The sequence below is a fragment of the Micromonospora cathayae genome, assembly GCF_028993575.1.
Lineage (GTDB): Bacteria > Actinomycetota > Actinomycetes > Mycobacteriales > Micromonosporaceae > Micromonospora > Micromonospora cathayae.
The window spans coordinates 216,942-235,596 of the sequence record NZ_CP118615.1 but is presented as its reverse complement, the minus strand read 5'-3'; the positions used below and the strand labels follow the sequence as shown (position 1 = coordinate 235,596).

13 protein-coding genes and 1 pseudogene are annotated in these 18,655 nt (G+C 75.4%); 10 read left to right on the top strand and 4 right to left on the bottom strand.

The window, feature by feature from the left end; all coding sequences use genetic code 11:
* Window positions 1-208: 208 nt before the first annotated feature.
* The 3 genes from PVK37_RS01070 to PVK37_RS01060 form a co-directional block, all read right to left on the bottom strand.
* Entirely contained in the window at window positions 209-1,033 is an 825-nt protein-coding gene (locus tag PVK37_RS01070; protein ID WP_275031790.1) for an ABC transporter permease subunit, read from the bottom strand.
* The gene (locus PVK37_RS01065; RefSeq protein ID WP_275031789.1) at window positions 1,030-1,965 is read right to left on the bottom strand and encodes an ABC transporter ATP-binding protein; all 936 of its coding nucleotides are present in this window, start codon (window positions 1,963-1,965) and stop codon (window positions 1,030-1,032) included. Before PVK37_RS01065 ends, PVK37_RS01070 begins: the two co-directional genes overlap by 4 nt.
* A 283-nt stretch (window positions 1,966-2,248) precedes the next feature.
* Window positions 2,249-3,070 carry a hypothetical protein gene (locus tag PVK37_RS01060; RefSeq protein ID WP_275031788.1) on the bottom strand — a complete coding sequence of 274 codons (822 nt, stop codon included), beginning with the start codon at window positions 3,068-3,070 and terminating at the stop codon, window positions 2,249-2,251.
* 150 nt (window positions 3,071-3,220) lie between these two features.
* Between PVK37_RS01060 and PVK37_RS01055 the strand changes: the two genes are divergently transcribed.
* From PVK37_RS01055 to PVK37_RS01030, 6 genes are all read left to right on the top strand, one after another.
* Window positions 3,221-4,066 (top strand): GNAT family N-acetyltransferase, encoded by an 846-nt coding sequence (locus tag PVK37_RS01055; protein WP_275031787.1) that lies wholly within the window; start codon window positions 3,221-3,223, stop codon window positions 4,064-4,066.
* Complete coding sequence (locus PVK37_RS01050; RefSeq protein ID WP_275031786.1) at window positions 4,063-4,905, top strand: lysophospholipid acyltransferase family protein; 843 nt, start codon at window positions 4,063-4,065, stop codon at window positions 4,903-4,905. Before PVK37_RS01055 ends, PVK37_RS01050 begins: the two co-directional genes overlap by 4 nt.
* A 183-nt stretch (window positions 4,906-5,088) precedes the next feature.
* A complete protein-coding gene (locus PVK37_RS01045) occupies window positions 5,089-5,790 on the top strand; it encodes a response regulator transcription factor (protein ID WP_275031785.1) in 702 nt (233 codons plus the stop codon).
* The gene (locus PVK37_RS01040) at window positions 5,787-7,406 is read left to right on the top strand and encodes a HAMP domain-containing sensor histidine kinase (RefSeq protein WP_423790979.1); all 1,620 of its coding nucleotides are present in this window, start codon (window positions 5,787-5,789) and stop codon (window positions 7,404-7,406) included. The genes PVK37_RS01045 and PVK37_RS01040 overlap by 4 nt, the downstream gene beginning before the upstream one ends.
* Window positions 7,407-7,482: 76 nt before the next feature.
* Entirely contained in the window at window positions 7,483-9,189 is a 1,707-nt protein-coding gene (locus tag PVK37_RS01035) for a S1C family serine protease (protein ID WP_275031784.1), read from the top strand.
* Window positions 9,190-9,502: 313 nt separating this feature from the next.
* On the top strand, window positions 9,503-10,561 hold the full coding sequence (locus PVK37_RS01030; RefSeq protein WP_275035316.1) for a glycosyltransferase family 4 protein: 1,059 nt from the start codon (window positions 9,503-9,505) through the stop codon (window positions 10,559-10,561).
* A 122-nt stretch (window positions 10,562-10,683) separates the two neighbouring features.
* Here the strand turns inward: PVK37_RS01030 and PVK37_RS01025 are convergent, their stop codons facing one another.
* Window positions 10,684-12,189: a serine/threonine-protein kinase gene (locus PVK37_RS01025; RefSeq protein WP_275031783.1), complete on the bottom strand. Its 1,506-nt coding sequence runs from the start codon at window positions 12,187-12,189 to the stop codon at window positions 10,684-10,686.
* Window positions 12,190-12,345: 156 nt separating this feature from the next.
* Between PVK37_RS01025 and PVK37_RS01020 the strand changes: the two genes are divergently transcribed.
* From PVK37_RS01020 to PVK37_RS01005, 4 genes and pseudogenes are all read left to right on the top strand, one after another.
* On the top strand, window positions 12,346-13,176 hold the full coding sequence (locus PVK37_RS01020; protein ID WP_275031782.1) for a patatin-like phospholipase family protein: 831 nt from the start codon (window positions 12,346-12,348) through the stop codon (window positions 13,174-13,176).
* Window positions 13,176-14,183: pseudogene (locus PVK37_RS01015) on the top strand (1-acyl-sn-glycerol-3-phosphate acyltransferase); the annotation flags it as partial. The gene PVK37_RS01020 and the pseudogene PVK37_RS01015, both read left to right, overlap by 1 nt.
* A 237-nt stretch (window positions 14,184-14,420) precedes the next feature.
* On the top strand, window positions 14,421-14,741 hold the full coding sequence (gene cutA, locus PVK37_RS01010; RefSeq protein WP_275031781.1) for a divalent-cation tolerance protein CutA: 321 nt from the start codon (window positions 14,421-14,423) through the stop codon (window positions 14,739-14,741).
* A 48-nt stretch (window positions 14,742-14,789) separates the two neighbouring features.
* Window positions 14,790-18,641, top strand: coding sequence for an SCO7613 C-terminal domain-containing membrane protein (locus PVK37_RS01005; protein ID WP_275031780.1), 3,852 nt, complete (start codon window positions 14,790-14,792; stop codon window positions 18,639-18,641).
* Window positions 18,642-18,655: the final 14 nt, after the last annotated feature.

Here is an 18,655-nt window from a genome sequence, read left to right as displayed (position 1 = left end):
AGGCTACGCCGTGCGACTGCCCGGGGCATTTCCGCCTCCGGCCCGTGTCACGTTTCACAGAAGATGGCAGAAATTCACCAACTGCTGCGTAGGTTTCCGCCTACTGATAGTAGCGGCCCGTGTTCGGGGGGCGACGCGCGACCGCAGCCGGCCGCCGAGGCAAGCCGAGGCCGCAACCGCAGCCGGCCGCGCGGCGCCCCCCGATCGGTCAGGAGATGTCCCGCCGGCGGGTGATCATGATGCCGGCCAGACCGGCGGCGACCGCGTACCCCACCAGCACCAGGGCACCGGTCCACCACGGCGGCAGCATCGGTGAGTCGATGCCGCTGATCATCACCTGGGAGGCGACCGCCGGCCAGAGCACCTGCCACTCCAGCACGCTCTCGCTCTTGAGCAGGTTGGACAGCAGCAGGAAGAGCAGGCCGACGACCTGGGTGCCGACCAGGTAGACCACCGAAGCGGTGATCACCGCGCCGAGCTGGTTGGTGATCAGCGTGCCGATACCGACCCCGAGGACCGTCCAGATCGCGTACGCCAGCAGGTTGAGCAGCAGCGCCCGGTGCACCTCCCACTCGCCGAGCTGGGTGCCGTAGTCGTTCAGGGTCAGGAAGACCGCCCCGGCGACCAGGTCGACCACCGTGGTCACCAGCCAGAACACGAAACCGACCGCGGACGCCGCGAGCAGCTTGCTGAAGATCACCGAGGTGCGGCGCGGCGTGCTGAGGAAGGTCGTGGTGGCCGTCTGGTGGAAGAACTCGTTGGTCACCATCAGGATGCCGATCAGCATCACGAAGAGCAGGCCGAAGTACTGGCCGGAGGTGTAGAGGTTGGCCGCCTGCCCGGCCACGTCGTTCTGGGCCGCCGCCTCCTCCGGGCTGAGCCCGACGTTCGTCGCGTCGCCGGAGAGGGCGGTGTGGGCGATCCAGGCGTTGAACGCGAACGCCAGGGCCACCGCCCCGAACGCGCCGATCGCCAGCAGCCACCAGGTGCTGGTGGTACGGATCTTGAGCAGCTCGGATCGGACCAGGTTCATCGGATGCCCGCCTTTCCGGCCGTCAGGTCCAGGAAGACCCGTTCCAGGTCGGGCCGTTCCGGGGTCAGTTCGTGCAGTTCGACCCGGGCGGCCAGGGCGGCCCGGCCGACCGCCGGGGCGTCCGCGCCGGTGACCAGCAGCGCGCCGTGCCCGTCCGGCTCGACCGTCGCCGACAGCTCCCGCAACGCGGTGGTCAGCTCCTCGGCCTGCGGGGTACGCACCCGCACCCGGCCGCCCTGCGCCATCGAGCCGACCACCTCGTCCACCGGCCCCTGCCGCACCAGCCGGCCGGCCGCGATGATCACCACGTCGTCGGCGAGGAGCTGCATCTCGGAGAGCAGGTGGCTGGAGACCAGCACGGTCCGCCCCTGCCGGGCGAGGTCCTTGAGGAACCCGCGCATCCAGCGGATGCCCTCCGGGTCGAGCCCGTTGGCCGGCTCGTCCAGGATCAGCACCCGGGGGTCACCGAGCATCGCGGCGGCGATGCCGAGCCGCTGCTTCATGCCCAGCGAGTACCCCTTGAACTTGCGCGTCGCGGCCGGCGTCAGACCGACCATCGCCAGCGCCTCGTCGGCCCGCTGCCGTGGCAGCCCGGCCGCCGCGCAGATCACCCGCAGGTGGTTGATCCCGGTCCGGCCCTTGTGCGCGCTGGACGCCTCCAGCACCGCGCCGACGTGCCGCAACGGCTGCGTCAGGTCGGCGTACCGTACGCCGCTGATGGTCGCCGTGCCCGAGGTCGGCGTGACCAGGTTCAACAGCATCCGCAACGTGGTGGTCTTGCCGGCGCCGTTCGGGCCGAGGAAGCCGGTCACCCGCCCCGGCGCGACGGTGAACGACAGGTCGTCGACCGCGCGCACGGTGCGATACTGCTTCGTCAGGCCGGACACCACGATCCGGCCCTCGTCGGCGGGGCTCCGCTGCCCGTCAGACATTCTTCTCCTCCCTTGGCGCCCGGTAGCGCCGTCACACAGCGTGACGGGTGCGCGGGGCAAGGTCAATAAAGCTGTACTCCGAGATCCGTCTCCGTCTCAGGCAGGAGCGGATCATCCCCAGGGACGAGACCGGGCCGAGAACGACCGGGCCGGTCGACCGGCCGGAACGGTCAGCCGGGCGGGGCGGGCAGTCCGCCGGGCCGGGTCGAGCCGGCGGGCCGGGGCGGGCGGGTCGGTCGGTCACTCGGGCGGGCGGGCCGGGGCGGGCGGGCCGGCCGGTCGGTCACTCGGGCGGGAGCGCGATCCAGGTGGCGCGGGCGTGCGCCAGCAGCGTGCCGTCCGGGCCGTACAGGCTGGAGTGGACCAGCGCCTTACGTCCCTCGCCGCCGCTTGCCGCACCGGTGACCACGCACACCTCGCCGGGGCGGGGCAGCGCGGCGACCGTCACCGCGATCCGGCCGAGCACGTACGGGCGGCCGGGTGCGATCACCGCCCAGCCGCCGGGGCAGTCCAGCGCAGCCCAGACCGTTGCCGGAACGACCTCGTCCGGTACCCGGAACGGGGCCGCCGTCCGGCCGTCGGGGAGCCGGCCGGGGAAGATCCGCAACCCGTCGGGACGGTCCGGGCCGCAGACGTAGCAGCCCGGGAACGGATGGTCGGTGAAGCCGGGGTACCGGCCGGCGGCGGCCGTCGCGGCGGGCAGATCCACGCCCGGCACGACCGGCGTGAACTCCGTCACCCGGTCGACCTGGGCGATCACCGTCGCGTCCGGACCGTGGATCTCGTACCGGCCCGGGACGGCGGCCGAGGGCACGGCGGCCAGCGGCACCGCCAGCGGTGGCGGTCGCCGTAGGGTCACCTCGACGGCACCACCGGCCGCCCCACCGTCGACGTCACCTGCCCTGACCTCACCGGTCCCGCCGGCACCGGTTGCGGCGTCACCGGACCTGGCGTCACCGGTTTCGGCGTCACCGGCCCTGACCGCACCGGTTGCGGCGGCACCGGACCTGGCGGCGGCGATCTCGGCGGCGGCGGCGAAGACGCCCGCGCTCCAACCACCGTTGCCCGAGCCGGGCGGCCCGTTGAACCGCGCCTCGATGATCATCCGAGCACCCTTCCGGTCGACCCGGGCCGGGCGTCGTCGCCGGGCCTCCCGGCAGCCTGCCACGCGCGTCGGCAGGGATGCGACCGGCGTTCACCGGATCGACACCCGCCGAACCGGTAAGCGGCAACCCCGACCGCCTACACAGTGCTCATGGCCGTTCTGCCCACCGCTGGCGCACCCCTGACGACCAGCGGCTACACCCTGCACATCGCCGATGATCCGGCCGAGGTGGCAGCCGCCCAACGGCTGCGGCACGAGGTCTTCGGCACCGAACTCGGGGCCGTCCTGCGCCCGGCCGCCACCGGCCTGGACGTCGACGACCTCGACCCCTTCTGCGACCACCTGATCGTCCGGGAGGAGCGGACCGGGGCGGTGGTCGGCACGTACCGGCTGCTGCCGCCGGGACGCACCGGCCGGCGTTACGCCGACCAGGAGTTCGACCTGACCGCGCTCGACCCGCTCCGGGACACCCTGGTCGAGGCGGGGCGGACCTGCGTCCACCCTGCCCACCGCTCCGGTGCGGTGATCAACCTGATGTGGGCGGGGATCGCCCGCTACCTGCACCTGCGCGGCTCCCGGTGGCTCGGTGGCTGTGCCTCGGTGCCGGTCGCCGACGGTGGTCGTACCGCCGCCGAGGTGTGGGCGAGGGTGCGGGAGGGACACCTCGCGCCGCCGCCGCTGCGGGTCCGACCGCACCGACCCTGGTTCGCCGAGCCGTCCGCCGCCGGGTCGCTGACCGCCGGGCCGTTCGTAGCCGGTCCGGTGACCGCCGGGTCGTCCGTTGCCGGGTCGGTGACCGTCGGGCCGGCTCCGGTGACCGGTGTCGAGCGGCCGGCGATGCCGCCGTTGCTGCGCGGGTACCTGCGACTGGGTGCCTGGGTGTGCGGTGAACCGGCCTACGACCCGGACTTCGCCGTCGCCGACTTCTACGTGTTGCTCAGCCTGGACCGGATGAACCCGCGTCACCTGCGGCACTTCCTCGGGACGTCCGCGTGAGCACGGTCGGGGCGGACCTGTGGCGGCCGCTCTCCGGGTGCGGCGAGGGCTGCCTACCGGCGGCCGGGCAGGTGCCCGCCGTGCCGGCCGCCCGGCAGGTGGCGCGACTGCTGGCCGTACTCGGAATGCTGCTGGCCGGGGCGGTGCTGGCGGCGGCGTACCCGCTGCTGCCGCCGGACGCCCGGCGGGCCGGCGGTCGGGCCTGGGCACGGGGGACCACCCGGGCGTGCGGTGCGCGGTTGGTGGTGCGGGGCCGGCCGCCGCGCGGGCCGGCGCTGCTGGTCGCCAACCACGTGTCCTGGCTGGACGTGGTGGCGCTGCTGGCGCTCGGCCCGGCCCGGATGGTCGCCAAGCGGGAGGTGCGCGGTTGGCCGCTGGTCGGGCCGATCGCCCGGGCCGCCGGCACCGTCTTCGTCGACCGGTCCCGGCCGCGCGAGCTGCCGGCGACCGTCCGCCGGGTCGCCGACCTGCTGCGTGCCGGCCGCACGGTCGCGGTCTACCCGGAGGGTACGACCTGGTGCGGCAGCGCCGACCCGGCCCACGTACCGCCCCGGCGTGGTTTCCGGGCGGCGATGTTCCAGGCCGCCGTCGACGCCGGTGCGGCCGTGGTGCCGGTCCGGATCAGCTACCGCTGTGCCGGCACCGGGACGCCGACCACCGCCCCCGCGTTCGTCGGCGAGGCGAACCTCTGGCGGTCGGTGCGCCGGGTGCTGGCCGCCCGGGACCTGGTGGTCCAGGTGGCGGTCGGCGCGGCCCTGCACCCCACCCCGGAGGCGGACCGGCGGCGGCTGGCCCGCACCGCCGAGTCCGCGCTGCGGCTGACCCCACTGCGGCGGTAGCCGGCACTCCGCGTCCGTCGCGGCGGTGGCCGGCCCCGCGTCGCTGTCGCGGCGGTGGCCCGCACCCGGGGGTGCTGTGGCAGAGTGGCCGCTGGCCCGCTGCCAAACCGACACCCCGGGCTTTCAGGGTTTTTGCAGGAAGCGTCCAGCGCTGGCGCAGCGACGTCACGGATGATGGCGGGCATGGCCCCTACCCAGACCGAGGCGCGACTGCTCGTCGTCGAGGACGACCCGAACATCCTCGAGCTGCTCTCCGCGAGCCTGCGTTTCGCCGGCTTCGACGTGGCGACGGCGACCAGCGGCAGCGCGGCGCTGAACGCCGCCAAGGACCACCGCCCCGACCTGGTCGTCCTCGACGTGATGCTGCCCGACCTGGACGGCTTCGAGGTGATCCGGATGCTCCGCGAGGGCGGTACCCGGACACCGGTGGTCTTCCTCACCGCCCGGGACGCCACCGACGACAAGATCCGGGGGCTGACCCTGGGCGGCGACGACTACGTCACCAAGCCGTTCAGCCTGGAGGAGCTGACCGCCCGGATCCGGGCGGTGCTGCGGCGTACGGTCACCGGTGAGCACGCCCCGTCCCGGCTCACCTTCGCCGACCTGGAGCTGGACGAGGAGACCCACGAGGTGCACCGGGCGGGCCAGCGGGTGCAGCTCTCACCGACCGAGTTCAAGCTGCTGCGGTACCTGATGCTCAACGCCAACCGGGTGCTGTCGAAGGCGCAGATCCTCGACCACGTGTGGAACTACGACTTCCGGGGCGACGACAACATCGTCGAGTCGTACATCTCGTACCTGCGACGGAAGGTCGACAACACCCAGCCGCGCCTGATCCACACCCTGCGTGGGGTCGGTTACGTGCTCCGCAAGCCGGCGGCGTGAACGCGGTCGACCAGGCGAAGGGGCGACTGCGGTCGGTACCGCTGCGGGTCAAGCTGGTCGCGGCGGTGCTCGCCCTGGTGGCCGCCGCGCTGCTGGTGATCAGCTCGCTGACCACGTTCTTCCTCCGCAGCTACCTGGTCGACCAGGTCGACGCGGAACTGCGGACGTACGGCGACGGCATCACCGCGTGGCTGCCCGAACTCGACCAGGGGTACGTGAAGGCCGCCGCCCCCACCGACTACGTGGTCGCGCTGGCCGACCCGCAGCGCGCGCGGATCGCCGCGTACGACCGGATCAACCTCAGCCTGGACGACCTGCCGACGTTCCCGTCGGACCTGGCCGGTTTCCAGCAGAAGGTCGGGGAGCCGTTCAACGCGCCGGCGCGGGAGAGTTCGATCCGGTGGCGGATGATCTACGTCGAGCTGCCCGACAACCGGGTGCTCGCGGTCGGGCAGAACCTCACCGACGTCGACCGGGCGGTCAAGCAGCTCGTCTGGATCGACATGCTGGTCGGCGGGGCGGTGCTGGTCCTGCTCGCCTCGATCGGGGCGGCGATCGTGCGGACCAGCCTGAAGCCGCTGGTGGAGATCGAACGGACGGCGGCGGCGATCGCCGGTGGTGACCTCACCCGGCGGGTGCCCGACCCGGAGAGCGGACAGGAGTGCCCCAGCTCGGAGCTGGGTCGCCTGTCCCGGGCGTTGAACGCGATGCTCGCCCAGATCGAGGCCGCCTTCCGGGCCCGGGCCGCCTCGGAGGCCGCCGCCCGCTGGGCCGAGGCCGCCGCCCGGGACGCGGCCGAGGCGGCGAAGGCGTCCGAGGCGCGGGCGATCCGGTCCGAGGAACGGATGCGGCAGTTCGTCGCGGACGCCTCGCACGAGCTGCGCACCCCGCTCACCACCATCCGGGGCTTCGCCGAGCTGTACCGGCAGGGCGCGGCCCGGGCCCCCGAGGAGACCGCCGGCCTGCTGCGCCGGATCGAGGACGAGGCGGCCCGGATGGGGCTGCTGGTGGAGGACCTGCTGCTGCTCGCCCGGCTGGACCGGGAACGGCCGCTGTCGTTGGCCCCGGTCGAGCTGCCGGTGCTCGCCGCCGACGCGGTGCAGGCCGCCCGGGTGGTCGCCCCGGACCGCCGGATCGAACTGGACATCACCCCCGGCTCCGGTCCGCTGGTGGTGCAGGGCGACGACGCCCGGCTGCGGCAGATCATCGGGAACCTGATGACCAACGCGCTGACCCACACCCCGCCGGAGGCGTCGGTCACCCTGCGGCTCTGCACCGACGGGGAGCGGACCGCGCTGGTGGAGGTGGCCGACACCGGTCCCGGGCTCTCCCCGGAGCAGGCCGAGCGGGTCTTCGAGCGGTTCTACCGGGCCGACGCGGCCCGTACCCGCCGGGCCGGTGGGGTGACCGGCACCGGTCTCGGCCTGGCCATCGTCGCCGCGCTGGTCGCGGTGCACCAGGGCACCGTCCAGGTGGTGCCCACCCCGGGCGGTGGCGCGACCTTCCAGGTGCGGCTGCCGTTGCTCCCGGTGGGTGAGGGGCAGCCGGCCGGCGACCCGGAGGAGGCGGCCGGGCCGACGGCCCCGCCGGCGGACCCGCCGACGGCCCCGCAGTGATCGACACGCAGTGATTTTCAGGCAACATCCAGGTTGGTTCCAGGCTGAACGCAGTCCACGGGGGCAAGGTAGACACATGACCGAGTACGAGACCGACCCGCAGCGGCGACCGGCCCAGTCCGACGCCGAGCCGGCGCATCCCACCGCCGAGCTGCCCCGCGCCGAGAGCGCGCCGTCGCCGTACGCCCCGGACGCCGCGCCGCCGGCCACCGCGCCGTCGCCGTACGCCCCGTCCTCTGCCACCGCGCCGTCGTCCGCCACCGCGCCGTCGTCGGACGCCCCGTCGCCCGGCACCGGGCCCACCGCGACCGGGCCGTCCGCTCCGACCGGCCCGGCGGACCCCGCCGCTCCGGCTGACCCGTACGCTCCGGCTGGCCCGTACGCCGACCGGGCCGACGACCCCACCGCGATCGTCCGTCCCATCGAGGGCTCCGGGCCCGGCACCCCGTCCGCCCCCACCCCGACCGCCGGCACCCTGTCCGGCCCGTCGACCGGGGCCCCGCAGGGCTGGTCGCCGGCCGGCCCCCCGCCGTCCGCCCCGCCCTACCCGGGTCAGGTGTCCGGGCAGCCCGGCTACCCGCCGCCCGGTGGCCGGTACCCGACCGGCCCCTGGTACCCCGGGAACCAGGGCGGATGGAACGCCGGGTACCCGGGGCAGCAGGGGCCGTTCGGGCCGGTGCCGCCCGGCGGGTCCGGGCCGGTGCCGCCGTGGGCGCAGGGGCCGGGCCAGCGGCCCGGTCCGCAGCCGGGTCGGGTGGCGAAGTTCGCCGCCGCCGGGATCGCCGTGGTGGCCCTGATGTTCGGCTCCGGTGTCGGCGGTGGCGCGCTCGCGCTCGCCCTGGCCGACAACTCCGGCCCCACCCGCACCTACACCGCCGCCCCGGTGATCGACAGCGCCGACCTGCCGAAGATCGCCGCCGCCGTCCAGCCCAGCGTGGTCTCGATCCAGGCCGGCAGCGGCGAGGGCTCGGGCGTCATCCTCACCGCCGACGGCTACGTGCTGACCAACAACCACGTGGTCGCCTCGGCCGGCGGGGACACCGTCCGGGTGGTCTTCGCCGACGGCAAGACCGCCGACGCGGAGATCGTCGGCACCGACCCGAAGACCGACCTGGCGGTGGTGAAGGCGACCGGCGTGTCCGGGCTGAAGGCGGCCAAGCTCGGCGACAGCGACGCGATGCAGGTCGGCGACCAGGTGCTCGCGCTGGGCAGCCCGCTCGGCCTGCAGGGCTCGGTGACCGCCGGCATCCTCAGCGCCCGGGACCGGACCATCCAGGCCGGCAGCCAGCAGCAGCCGGGCGCCGGGGCCAGCTCGATCTCCGGGCTGCTCCAGACCGACGCCCCGATCAACCCGGGCAACTCCGGCGGCGCGCTGGTCAACACCCGGGGCGAGGTGATCGGCATCAACACCGCCATCGCCACCAGCGGGCAGAGCACCGGCAACATCGGGGTGGGCTTCGCCATCCCCAGCAACAAGGCCAAGGACGTCGCCGCGGCCCTCCAGCGGGGCGAGAAGGTCAGCCACGCCTCGCTCGGCGTGAGCGTCACCGTCGCCGAGGACGGCGGGGCGCTGGTCTCGACGGTCACCCCGGGCAGCGCCGCCGAGAAGGCCGGCCTGCGCCAGGGCGACGTGATCGTCAAGTTCGGCGACAAGGCGATCAGCGACTCGAACGACCTGGTGGCGGCCGTCCAGGCGGGCAAGGTCGGCGACCGGGTGCAGATCGAGTACCGCCGGGACGGCGCGACCGCCAACACCACCGCGACGCTCGCCGAAGCGTCCTGACCGAGCCTGTCTCCTCCCGCGACGGCGGGCGGCGGAACCGAGGGGGTCGGTTCCGTCGCCCGCCGTCGCCTCGTCACGTCACCCGGTCCGGGTGAGGCGGCTCACCCGCCGCCGGCCCGGTGCGCCGCCCCTGCACCTGGCCCCGCGCCGCTCGGATGCCCGCACCGGGTGCCGGTCGTGGGCCCGGCCCGGCCCGCCGCTCCGTTTACCCGGGCATGCGGCGGGAAGACGCCCGGCGCGGACCTGACAGGGGGAGGGGCTCATCGTCGTGGACCACTCGTTCGGGGAGCGCGGGGAGCCGTTGCGGATCGCCATGCTGGTGCCGCCGTGGTATCCGGTGCCCCCGTCCGGGTACGGCGGCCTGGAACAGGTGGTCGCCGGCCTGGTCGACGGCCTGATCGCCGGCGGCCACGCGGTCACCCTCTTCGGGGCCGGCGGCTGGCACGGCACCGACGCGGACTACGTCCCGACGGTCGGTGACCTCCAGCACGAGCGGATCGGCGAGTCGCTGCCCGAACTGGCCCACCTGGCGCGGGTGCACCGGTTGCTCAGCCCGGCGGACTTCGACGTGGTCCACGACCACACCACGGTCGGTCCACTGCTGGCGGACCGGCGGACCGTGCCGACCGTCGCCACCGTCCACGGCAACCCGGTCGGTGAGTACGGCGACGTGCTGAGCCTGGTCCACCCGTCGGTGGGGTTGGTCGCCATCTCGCACGCCCAGCGCCGGTCGAACCCGGGCCTGCCCTGGGCCGGGACGGTGCACAACGCGCTGGAGACGGCGGACTTCCCCCGCAAACGCAGCCCCGGTGCCGGCCCGGTGCTCTGGCTGGCCCGGTTCAGCCCGGACAAGGGCCCGGAGGTCGCCATCGCGGCCTGCCGGGCGGCCGGACTGCCACTGGTGCTGGCCGGCAAGTGCACCGAACCGGGGGAGCGCCGCCACTACACCGAGGTGGTCGAGCCGCTGCTCGGGCCGGACGTGCGGGTGCTGGTCAACGCCGACCGGGACACCTGCCTGCGGCTGCTGGCCGAGGCCCGCTGCCTGATCATGCCGATCCAGTGGGATGAACCGTTCGGCATGGTGATGGTGGAGGCGATGGCGACCGGTACGCCGGTGGTCGCGCTCAACCGGGGGGCGGTGCCGGAACTGGTCCGGCCCGGGGTGACCGGGCTGGTCTGCGACCGTCCGGAGGAACTGCCGGCGGCGCTGCGCGAGGTGGACCGGCTGCGGCCGGAGGACTGCGTGGCGCACGTGGCCGAGCACTTCTCCACCGTCGGGATGGCCCGTGGCTACGAGGCCGTCTACCGGCGGTTCGCCGGCCGTCCGACCTCCGCCGGCCGTCCCGCGTCGGCCCGGGTACCGGCCCGCTGACAGCCCTCCCCGGGGGGCCGGCCCGGCCGCTGATTGCCCGCCCAGGTGCCGGGCCGGGCCTGGAGCCCGCCGGCGGACGATCCCGGCCGGGGGCACCCGCGGCCCGCTCAGACCCGGTCGGCTCAGACCCGGGCTGCGGCGAGCCGTTCGAGGGCGGCGTCGAGCTGGCGGGCGTACCCGGGGGTGATCCCGCCCTCGGTGACCCGCCGCGCGACCTTCGCCCGCATCTCCGCCACCGACTCCGCCACGTCGCCCCGCCCGTCGGCTGCCGCCATGGTCAGGTTGCGCAGCAGGTTGTCCAGGTCCAGGCCGACGTCGGAGCGGATCTCGCCGGAGCTGACCCCGGCGTCGATGAGCTGGTCCAGCCGGTTCGCGGCGGCGACCAGCGTCTCCCCGTCGTCGGCGGGTGGGGTCCCGGCCGGGGTGCTCGGCGCGGGGGCCGGGCGACGGGTGGCCGACGCCGACGGGCTGGGCCGGGTGACGGTCGCGGTGGGTTCGGCGACCGCCTCGGTGGTCGGCTGCACCTGCGGGGTGGTGGGCGTCGTCCCGGGGGCTTCGCGCCAGGCCAGGGCACCCGCGACGAGCAGCACCAGCGCCCCGGCGGCCAGGGTGACCGCCCACCGCCGGCGGGCGCTGACCGGGGCGGCCGGCTCCGCGTCCCCGGCCGGCGGCGGGGCGGCGACCGCCACCCGCCCGACCGGCCGCGCCGGCCCGTCGGGCGGTACGGCGGCCGGCGCCTCCGCCTCGCCCGCCGGCAACGGGACCGTCTGGGCGGGAGCCGCCTCGGCGCTGAGCTGCTTGCGGAGCGCCTCGGTGACCTGCCGGGCGGTCGGCCGGTCGGCCGGGTCCCGGGACAGGCAGCGCAGGCAGGTCCGCGCCACGGCCGGCGGCAGCTCCGGCACGTCCGCCAGGGACGGGCTCCGGGTCGTCTCCAACGCGACGCTGAGCTGCTCCCAGGTCTCCGCCGGGTACGGGACCCGCCCGGTCAGCGTCTCGTACAGCAGCACGCCGAGCGAGTAGATGTCGGTGGACGGCTGGGCGGGCGCGCCGTCGAGGCGTTCCGGCGCGACGTACGCGGGGGTGCCGAAGGTGCCGCCGTCCTCGTCGTCGTCCGGGGTGCCGATCCGGGTGGCGATGCCGAAGTCGAGGACCTTCGCGCCGACCGGGGTCATCATCACGTTGGCGGGGGTGATGTCCCGGTGCACGATGCCGAGCCGGTGGGCGGCGGCGAGGGCGTCGGCCACCTGGGCGCCGATCTCCACCGCCTCGGCCCAGGGCAGCGGCCCCTCGGTGAGCCGGTACTCCAGTTCCTCGCCGGTGAGCAGTTCCATCACCACGAACGAGGTGATCGAGCCGTCCGGGGCGATCGCCTCGCCGTAGTCGTGTACCGAGGTCACGTGCGGATGGACCAGTTGGGCGGCGGCGCGGGCCTCCTCGCGGACCATGTCCCGGAACCGGGCGTCGGCGGCGAGCGAGGGGGCGAGCACCTTCACCGCGACGATCCGGTCGAGGACCTCGTCCCGGGCCCGCCAGATCACCGACATGCCGCCGGAGCCGATCCGGTCGACGAGCCGGTACCGGCGGGCCAGCAGGTTGCCGGCGTGCAGCGCCCCCATCTCTGAACGCACCTGCCCTCGGGTCGGAAGCGCTATCAGGTTGCGGGAATGTGTCCGACGTGTCAACGGCTGGCCGGTTTCGCCGACGGTATCCGGTCCGTTGCCGTCAGGGTGCCCCGGTGATTGGCCGTGACCAGCGACGGGCGTCGCCGTGCCAGGATGAACGCCATGGTTGGCGGTCCGGTGGCGTTCGTGCTCGGTGGTGGCGGCGTGCTGGGCGCGGTCGAGGTCGGCATGCTGCGTGCCCTGTTCCGCGCCGGAATCCGTCCCGACCTGGTGCTCGGCACCTCGATCGGCGCGGTCAACGGTGCCCTGGTCGCCGCCGACCCCACCGAGGCGGTCACCGACCGGCTGGTCCGGCTGTGGGCCTCGCCCGAGGCCAGCGAGGTCTACGGTGACTCGGTGGCCCGGCAGTTGCGCCGCTTCGCCGCCCGTACCCACCTGCACTCGCCGCGCCCGCTGCGCAAACTGCTGGAGAACGAGCTGGGCGCGGAGACCACCTTCGCCGACCTGGCGGTCCCGTTCCGGTGCTGCGCGGCCAACATCGAACGGGCCGCCGAACACTGGTTCGGCACCGGGCTGGTGGTGCCCGCGGTGGTCGCCTCGGCGTCGGTACCCGGGCTGCTGCCACCGGCCCAGATCGACGGCCAGCACTACGTGGACGGGGGCATCGTCAACTCGATCCCGATCGGCGAGGCGGTCACCCTGGGCGCGGCCCGGATCTTCGTCCTCCAGGTGGGCCGGATCGAACGGGAGCTGTCCCCGCCCCGCCGGCCCTGGGAGGTCGCCCAGGTCGCGTTCGAGATCGCCCGCCGGCACCGGTTCGCCCGGGAGCTGGCCGCGCTGCCGGCCGGCGTGGAGGTGCACGTCCTGCCGACCGGCGGGCTCGAACCGCGCGAGGACTCCCCGTGGGCGTACCGGGACATGGCCGCGGTGGGCCGGCGGATCAGCCGCGCGTACACCGCCTCCCGGGACTACCTCGCCGCGTTGGACCACTGATGCCGTTGCCCCCGAGGTGGGTCCGGCGGATCCTGCTCGCGCCCGCCGTGGTGTTGCTGGCGTTCACCGTGGTCACCACGCTGCCGGTCTGGCTGCTGGTCGCGGCGGCCCTGTCGCCGTTCGTCCCCGGTCGGCTGCGCCCGCTGCGACTGGTCTGGATCGGCTACGTCTACCTGCTGTGGGACGCCGCCGCGCTGCTCGCGCTGTTCGGGCTGTGGGTCGGCTCCGGGTTCGGCTGGCGGACCCGGTCCCCGGCCTTCCAGCGCGCCCACTACCTGCTCGCCGGCTGGTTCCTGCGGGTGTTGTTCTGGCAGGCCCGGTGGACCCTGCGGTTGAGCATCGACGTGGTCGGCACCGACCCGGACACCGCGCTGCCCGGCCGGCCGGAGCTGGTGCTGTGCCGGCACGCCGGCCCCGGTGACTCGTTCATCCTGATCCACGCGCTGGTCAACTGGTTCTACCGGGAGCCGCGGATCGTCCTCAAGGACACCCTCCAGTGGGATCCGGCCATCGACGTCCTGCTCAACCGGTTGCCGAGCCGGTTCCTCGCCCCCGGGGCGCGCCGCGACGGGAGCGTGACCGACCAGATCGGGCACCTCGCCACCGGCCTGGACGACAACGACGCCTTCGTGATCTTCCCGGAGGGCGGGAACTTCACCCCGCGTCGCCGGCTGCGGGCCATCGCCCGGCTCCGCTCACGCGGCCTGGAGCGGATGGCGCTACGGGCCGAGAAGATGCAGCACGTGCTCGCCCCGCAACCGGGTGGGATGCTCGCCGCCCTGGAGGCGGCCCCCGACGCCGGGGTGATCTTCGTGGCGCACACCGGGCTGGACCGGATGCTGACCGTGGCGGACGTCTGGCGGGAACTGCCGATGGACAAGCGGATCGTGATGCGGTTCTGGTCGGTGCCGCCCGAGGAGATCCCGTCCGGGCGGCAGGAACGCATCGACTGGCTGTTCGACTGGTGGGCGCGGATCGACGGCTGGATCGCGGAGAACCGCGACGGCGTAGCCGACTCCGCCGGTACGGGGCCGGCTCCGGCCGACGGACCGGGCCGCGCCGGACCGGGTCCGGTCGGCGTCGCCGGTGACGGTCCGCTGGTCGTGGCCGACCCCACCGGCGACGAACCGGCTCCGGCCGCCGAACCGGCTCCGGCCGCCGAACCGGCTCCGGCCGCCGAACCGGGCCGCGACGACCCGGTCGGGATCGACCGCGACGGGCCGGTCGGCGCGTAGGGTGCGCTCGTGGAGCACATCTGCGTGGTGACGACCGTGGTGGACGCCCGTTCCGTAGCCGACCTGCTGGCGGCCACCGCGGTCGCCGGCCGGCTGGCGGCCTGCGCCCAGGTCGGCGGTCAGGTGGACAGCACCTACTGGTGGCAGTCCGCGATGGAGACCAGTTCCGAGTGGTCGGTGCAGTTCAAGACCGCCCCGGACCGGGTGGTCGCGCTGGTCGACCAGATCCGGGCCAGCCACCCGTACGAGGTACCGGAGATCCTGGTGACCCGGGTGGAGAGCGGAAACCCCGACTACTCGACCTGGGTACACGACCAGACCCGACTCTGAGTACGCACACTCTGGGCAACGGTTGCCGGCGCAGGTCAGGATGGCCGCGTGCAGATCACCGGTTACCCCTGCCCCGGTTGCGCGGCACCGGCCGACCTGACCGTCGGTTGCCGGTCCTGCGGCCGGGGACCCGACCCGGTCGCCGCCGAGGTGGTCCGCCTCGACGCCGAGATTCCCGTGCTGTCCGCCCGGGTGGAGCAGGCCCGCCGGACGTACCTCGAACTCGGTGCGACGCTGCACACGGCGCAGCGGCGGCGGGCGGAACTGGCGGCGCGGGTGCGCGCGTCCCGGACCGTCCCGCCCCGGCCGGTCCCGCCCCGGGCGCCGGTACCGGCTGGACCGGGCATGGTCGCTCCGACGCCGGCCGGACCGCTGCCGGTCGGGCCGACGTCTGCCGGGCCGGTGCCGGTCGGGTCGTTGCCGGTCGGGCCGGTGGTGGGGGTGCCGCCGGTGGGCGGTCGGCTGCCGGTCGGGCCACCGGTGGGGGTGCCGGTGGTGGCCGGCGGCCGGGAGACCTCGACCCGGACCGTGCAGGGCCTGCTGTTCGTTCTCGGTGGGCTGCTGCTCGGTACGGCGGCGATCGTCTTCACGGCGGTCGCCTGGGCGTCGGTCGGGATCGTGGGCCGGGCGGCGATACTGGCCGGGTTCACCGCGCTGGCGCTCGCCGTGCCACCGGTCGTCGCGCGGCGGGGGCTGCGCGGCACGGCGGAGACCTTCGCCGCCGTCGGATTGCTGCTGGTGCTCCTCGACGGGTACGCCGCGTGGACGGTGGACCTGTTCGGTGTCGCCGGTTGGCCGGGCACCCGGTACGTCGCGCTGGCCGGGGGGGTCAGCGCGGCGGTCGCCGCCGGGTACGGGCTGCTCACCCGGCTGGCAGTGCCCTGGTTCACGGCGTTGATCGTCGTGCAGCCGGTGCTGCCGCTGCTCGCCGTCGAGGCCCGGCCGGACGCCGCCGGCTGGGCGATGGTCCTCGCCGGGGTCGCGCTGCTCGACCTGGCCGTGCTGGGCGTCCTACGCGCCGTGTCCGCGCCCGCCGGCCAGGCGGGGCCGGCTTCCGTGCCGTTCGGAGTGGCGGGGCCGGCCACGGTGCCCGCGCCGGTCGGGCCGGCGGGGCCGGCTTCCGCTGCCGCGCCGGTCGGGCAGGCCGGTGCGGCGGGGCCGCGCGTCCGGCCGGTGACCGGTCCGCTGGGCACCGCCGGCCGGGTCGTCGCCTGGATCGGGTACGCCCTGGCGATGGTCCCGGCCACGGTCTGCGCGCTGGTGGCGTTGGCGCTGGGGGAGGTCGCCGGCACCGCCTACCTGGCCGGGGCGCCGCTGCTGGCGGTGGGGGCGGTCCTGCTCGGGGCGGCGCTGGTGGCCGGCGGTCCGGTGTTCCGGGGGATCGCCGCCGGGCTGCTGGTGGTGCTGGCCGCCGCGGCGGTGCTCCGCCCGGTGGCCGAACTCCGCCCGTCGATGCTGCTGGTCACGGCGGCGCTGGTGGCCCTTGCGTCGGCCGGGTCGGTCCGGCTGCTGCCGGGACGGACGCGGACCGGTCCCCGGGTCGGCGCGTTGGTGGTGGCCGGCGGGACGGCCCAGGTCGCCCTGCTGCTGACCGGCGTGCTGGCCGTCGCCGCGGTGGCCCGGTCCGCCCCGCCGTGGCGGGGCGCGGCGGCCGGTCCGGACCTCTCCTGGGGTTGGCAGCTGCCTGTCGCGGTCCTGCTGACCGCACTGGCGGCGGCCCTGCTGTCGCCCCGGGCGGCCCGCTTCCCGATCGGCCTCGCCAGCGGTGTGGTCACCGTGCTGGCCACCCCGGCCGTCCACCCCGCGCCCTGGCCCGCCGTGCTGACCCTGGACCTGGTCGCCGGGGTGGTGCTGCTGCTGGCGGCGGTGTTCCGGCCGGGTCGGCGCGGATGGCAGCCGGTGCTCACCGCCACCGGGGGCGTACTGCTGACCGGGCACGCCCTGCTCGTCGGGATGGCCGCGCCGGTGGGGGCCGGTGCGGTCCTGGCCGGGCTGCTGCTGACCGGACTGGTGATGGCCGGTCGGGGCCGGCGGCTGACCGGTCCGGGGCGGGAACTGGCCGGCCCGGCGCTGACGGTGGCGGTGCTCGTCGTACCGGCCCTGGTGGTGGTGACACTGATCGGGCTGGACACCCCGGTCCGGTGGCGGCTGCGCGGGCTGGCTCTCGCCGTCGGGCTGCTGCCGGTCGCCCTGGTCGCGGTCCGTCGCCACTGGCCGGACCTGCGGGGGTACGCCGTCGGCGCGCTGGCCGTGGCGCCCCCGCTGGCCGGGCTCGTGCCGCTGGTCGTACCGGCCGGTGAGTCGGTGCCGCTGTACCTCGCGTCGATGGTGCTGGTGGCGGCCGTCGGATCGGTCGTCGGCGCGACCGGCGTACTCCGGATGGTCGGTGCCGGCCTGGCGGCGGTGACCGTGGCGGCGCTCGCCCCGACCTGGTTCCTGGTGCTGGTCGCCCCGTACGGCTGGCTCGGGGACGTCTGGTCCGGCGCTCCGGACGGGGTGGGCCTGCCATCCGGGCTGGCCCCGGTCCGCCTCTCTGCCGGCGTCGCGCTGCTCCTGTTGCTCGCAGCGGTGGCCGTGGCCGCCCGCTCCGGTCCCGACCGCCCCCTGGTGCCCCTGACCGGTGGTCCCGGCCCTGACCGCCCAGCGTTCGCCCCGGCCGGTCGATCCGGTTCCGGCCCTTCGGCCGCGCCCCTCGTCGGTCGATCTGGCGTCGGTCGGTCTGGCCCCGGTCGCTTCGGCCTCGGTGGCTCGGCCGTGCTGGTGGCCGGGCTGCCGCTCGTCGCGCTCGCCGGGCCGGTGCTGGCCGCCGGGGCCGGTGCCCCGTGGCCGGTCATGCCTGGGCTGTCCCTGCTGGTCGGCGTGGCCGTGTTGCTGGCCGCCGCGCTCGTCCCCGCACCGGCACCCGGTGGTTCCCGGGCCGGGTGGCTGGTGCGGCCGGTGCTGGCCTGGACCGGGGTACCACTGGTCGGGGCCGGGCTGGCCGGGCTGGTCCCGACCCGGGCCACCACCCTCGCCGGGCTGGGACTGATGCTGGTCGCGGCGGTGGTCGTCGGGGTGGCCGGGCGGTCCGCAGCCGTCCGTCCGGCCGGCTGGATCGTGGCGACCCTCACGGCGACCGGCTTCGCCCTGACCGCCGCGTCCGCCGGCGACCTACCGCTGCGGACCACCGCGTTCGCCGTCCTCGCGGTGGCGGTACTCGCCCTGGTGACCGCCGCCCGGCTGGCCGGCCGCCGGCCCGGGGAGAGCCTGGTGCTGGACGCGTCCGCCCAGGCTGTCGCGCTGACCGCGTTGCTGCTGACCGTCGGGTCGCTCCGGCACGCCGCCGTGGTCTGCACCCTCTGGGGTGCCGTGGTCGCGCTCCGGTCGCTCCGGCCGGGGGAGTCCATCGGTCGACGGTGGGGCTTCGCGACCATCGCCGGTGCCAGTGAGCTGTTCGGCGGGTGGCTGCTGCTGGCCGCCGGTCAGGTGGCGCTGCTGGAGGCGTACACCCTGCCGGCGGCGGCGCTGGCGGTGCTGGCCGGGGTGGTGGCGATGCGTACCCGGACGGGCCTGACCAGCTGGCCCGCCCTCGGCCCGGGGCTCGCCGCGGCGCTGCTGCCCAGTCTGGTCTCGGTGCTGTTCGCCCCGGACCCGCAGCCATGGCGGCGGCTGCTGCTCGGTGCGGGGGCGCTGCTGGTCGTACTGGCCGGGGCGGTCCGGCGGTGGCAGGCGCCGGTGCTCTCCGGGGCGGCCACGCTGGCCCTGCTCGCGTTGCACGAGGCGATCCGGAGCTGGGATCTGGTACCCCGGTGGATCTTCCTGGCCGTGGGCGGCTTCGCGCTGATCGGGCTGGCCACCACGTACGAGCGGCGGCGGCGGGACCTGGCCCGGCTGCGGTCCCTCGTCGGCCGGCTCGGGTAGCCGGGTCACCTCCG

Excerpts from the sequence above, each read along its gene's own strand:
- PVK37_RS01020 (WP_275031782.1), top strand. The coding sequence starts at position 12,346 with ATGGTTGGCGGTCCGGTGGCGTTCGTGCTCGGTGGTGGCGGCGTGCTG.
- PVK37_RS01070 (WP_275031790.1), bottom strand. The coding sequence starts at position 1,033 with ATGAACCTGGTCCGATCCGAGCTGCTCAAGATCCGTACCACCAGCACC.
- PVK37_RS01055 (WP_275031787.1), top strand. The coding sequence starts at position 3,221 with ATGGCCGTTCTGCCCACCGCTGGCGCACCCCTGACGACCAGCGGCTAC.
- PVK37_RS01045 (WP_275031785.1), top strand. The coding sequence starts at position 5,089 with ATGGCCCCTACCCAGACCGAGGCGCGACTGCTCGTCGTCGAGGACGAC.
- PVK37_RS01030 (WP_275035316.1), top strand. The coding sequence starts at position 9,503 with ATGCTGGTGCCGCCGTGGTATCCGGTGCCCCCGTCCGGGTACGGCGGC.
- PVK37_RS01060 (WP_275031788.1), bottom strand. The coding sequence starts at position 3,070 with ATGATCATCGAGGCGCGGTTCAACGGGCCGCCCGGCTCGGGCAACGGT.
- PVK37_RS01065 (WP_275031789.1), bottom strand. The coding sequence starts at position 1,965 with ATGTCTGACGGGCAGCGGAGCCCCGCCGACGAGGGCCGGATCGTGGTG.
- PVK37_RS01035 (WP_275031784.1), top strand. The coding sequence starts at position 7,483 with ATGACCGAGTACGAGACCGACCCGCAGCGGCGACCGGCCCAGTCCGAC.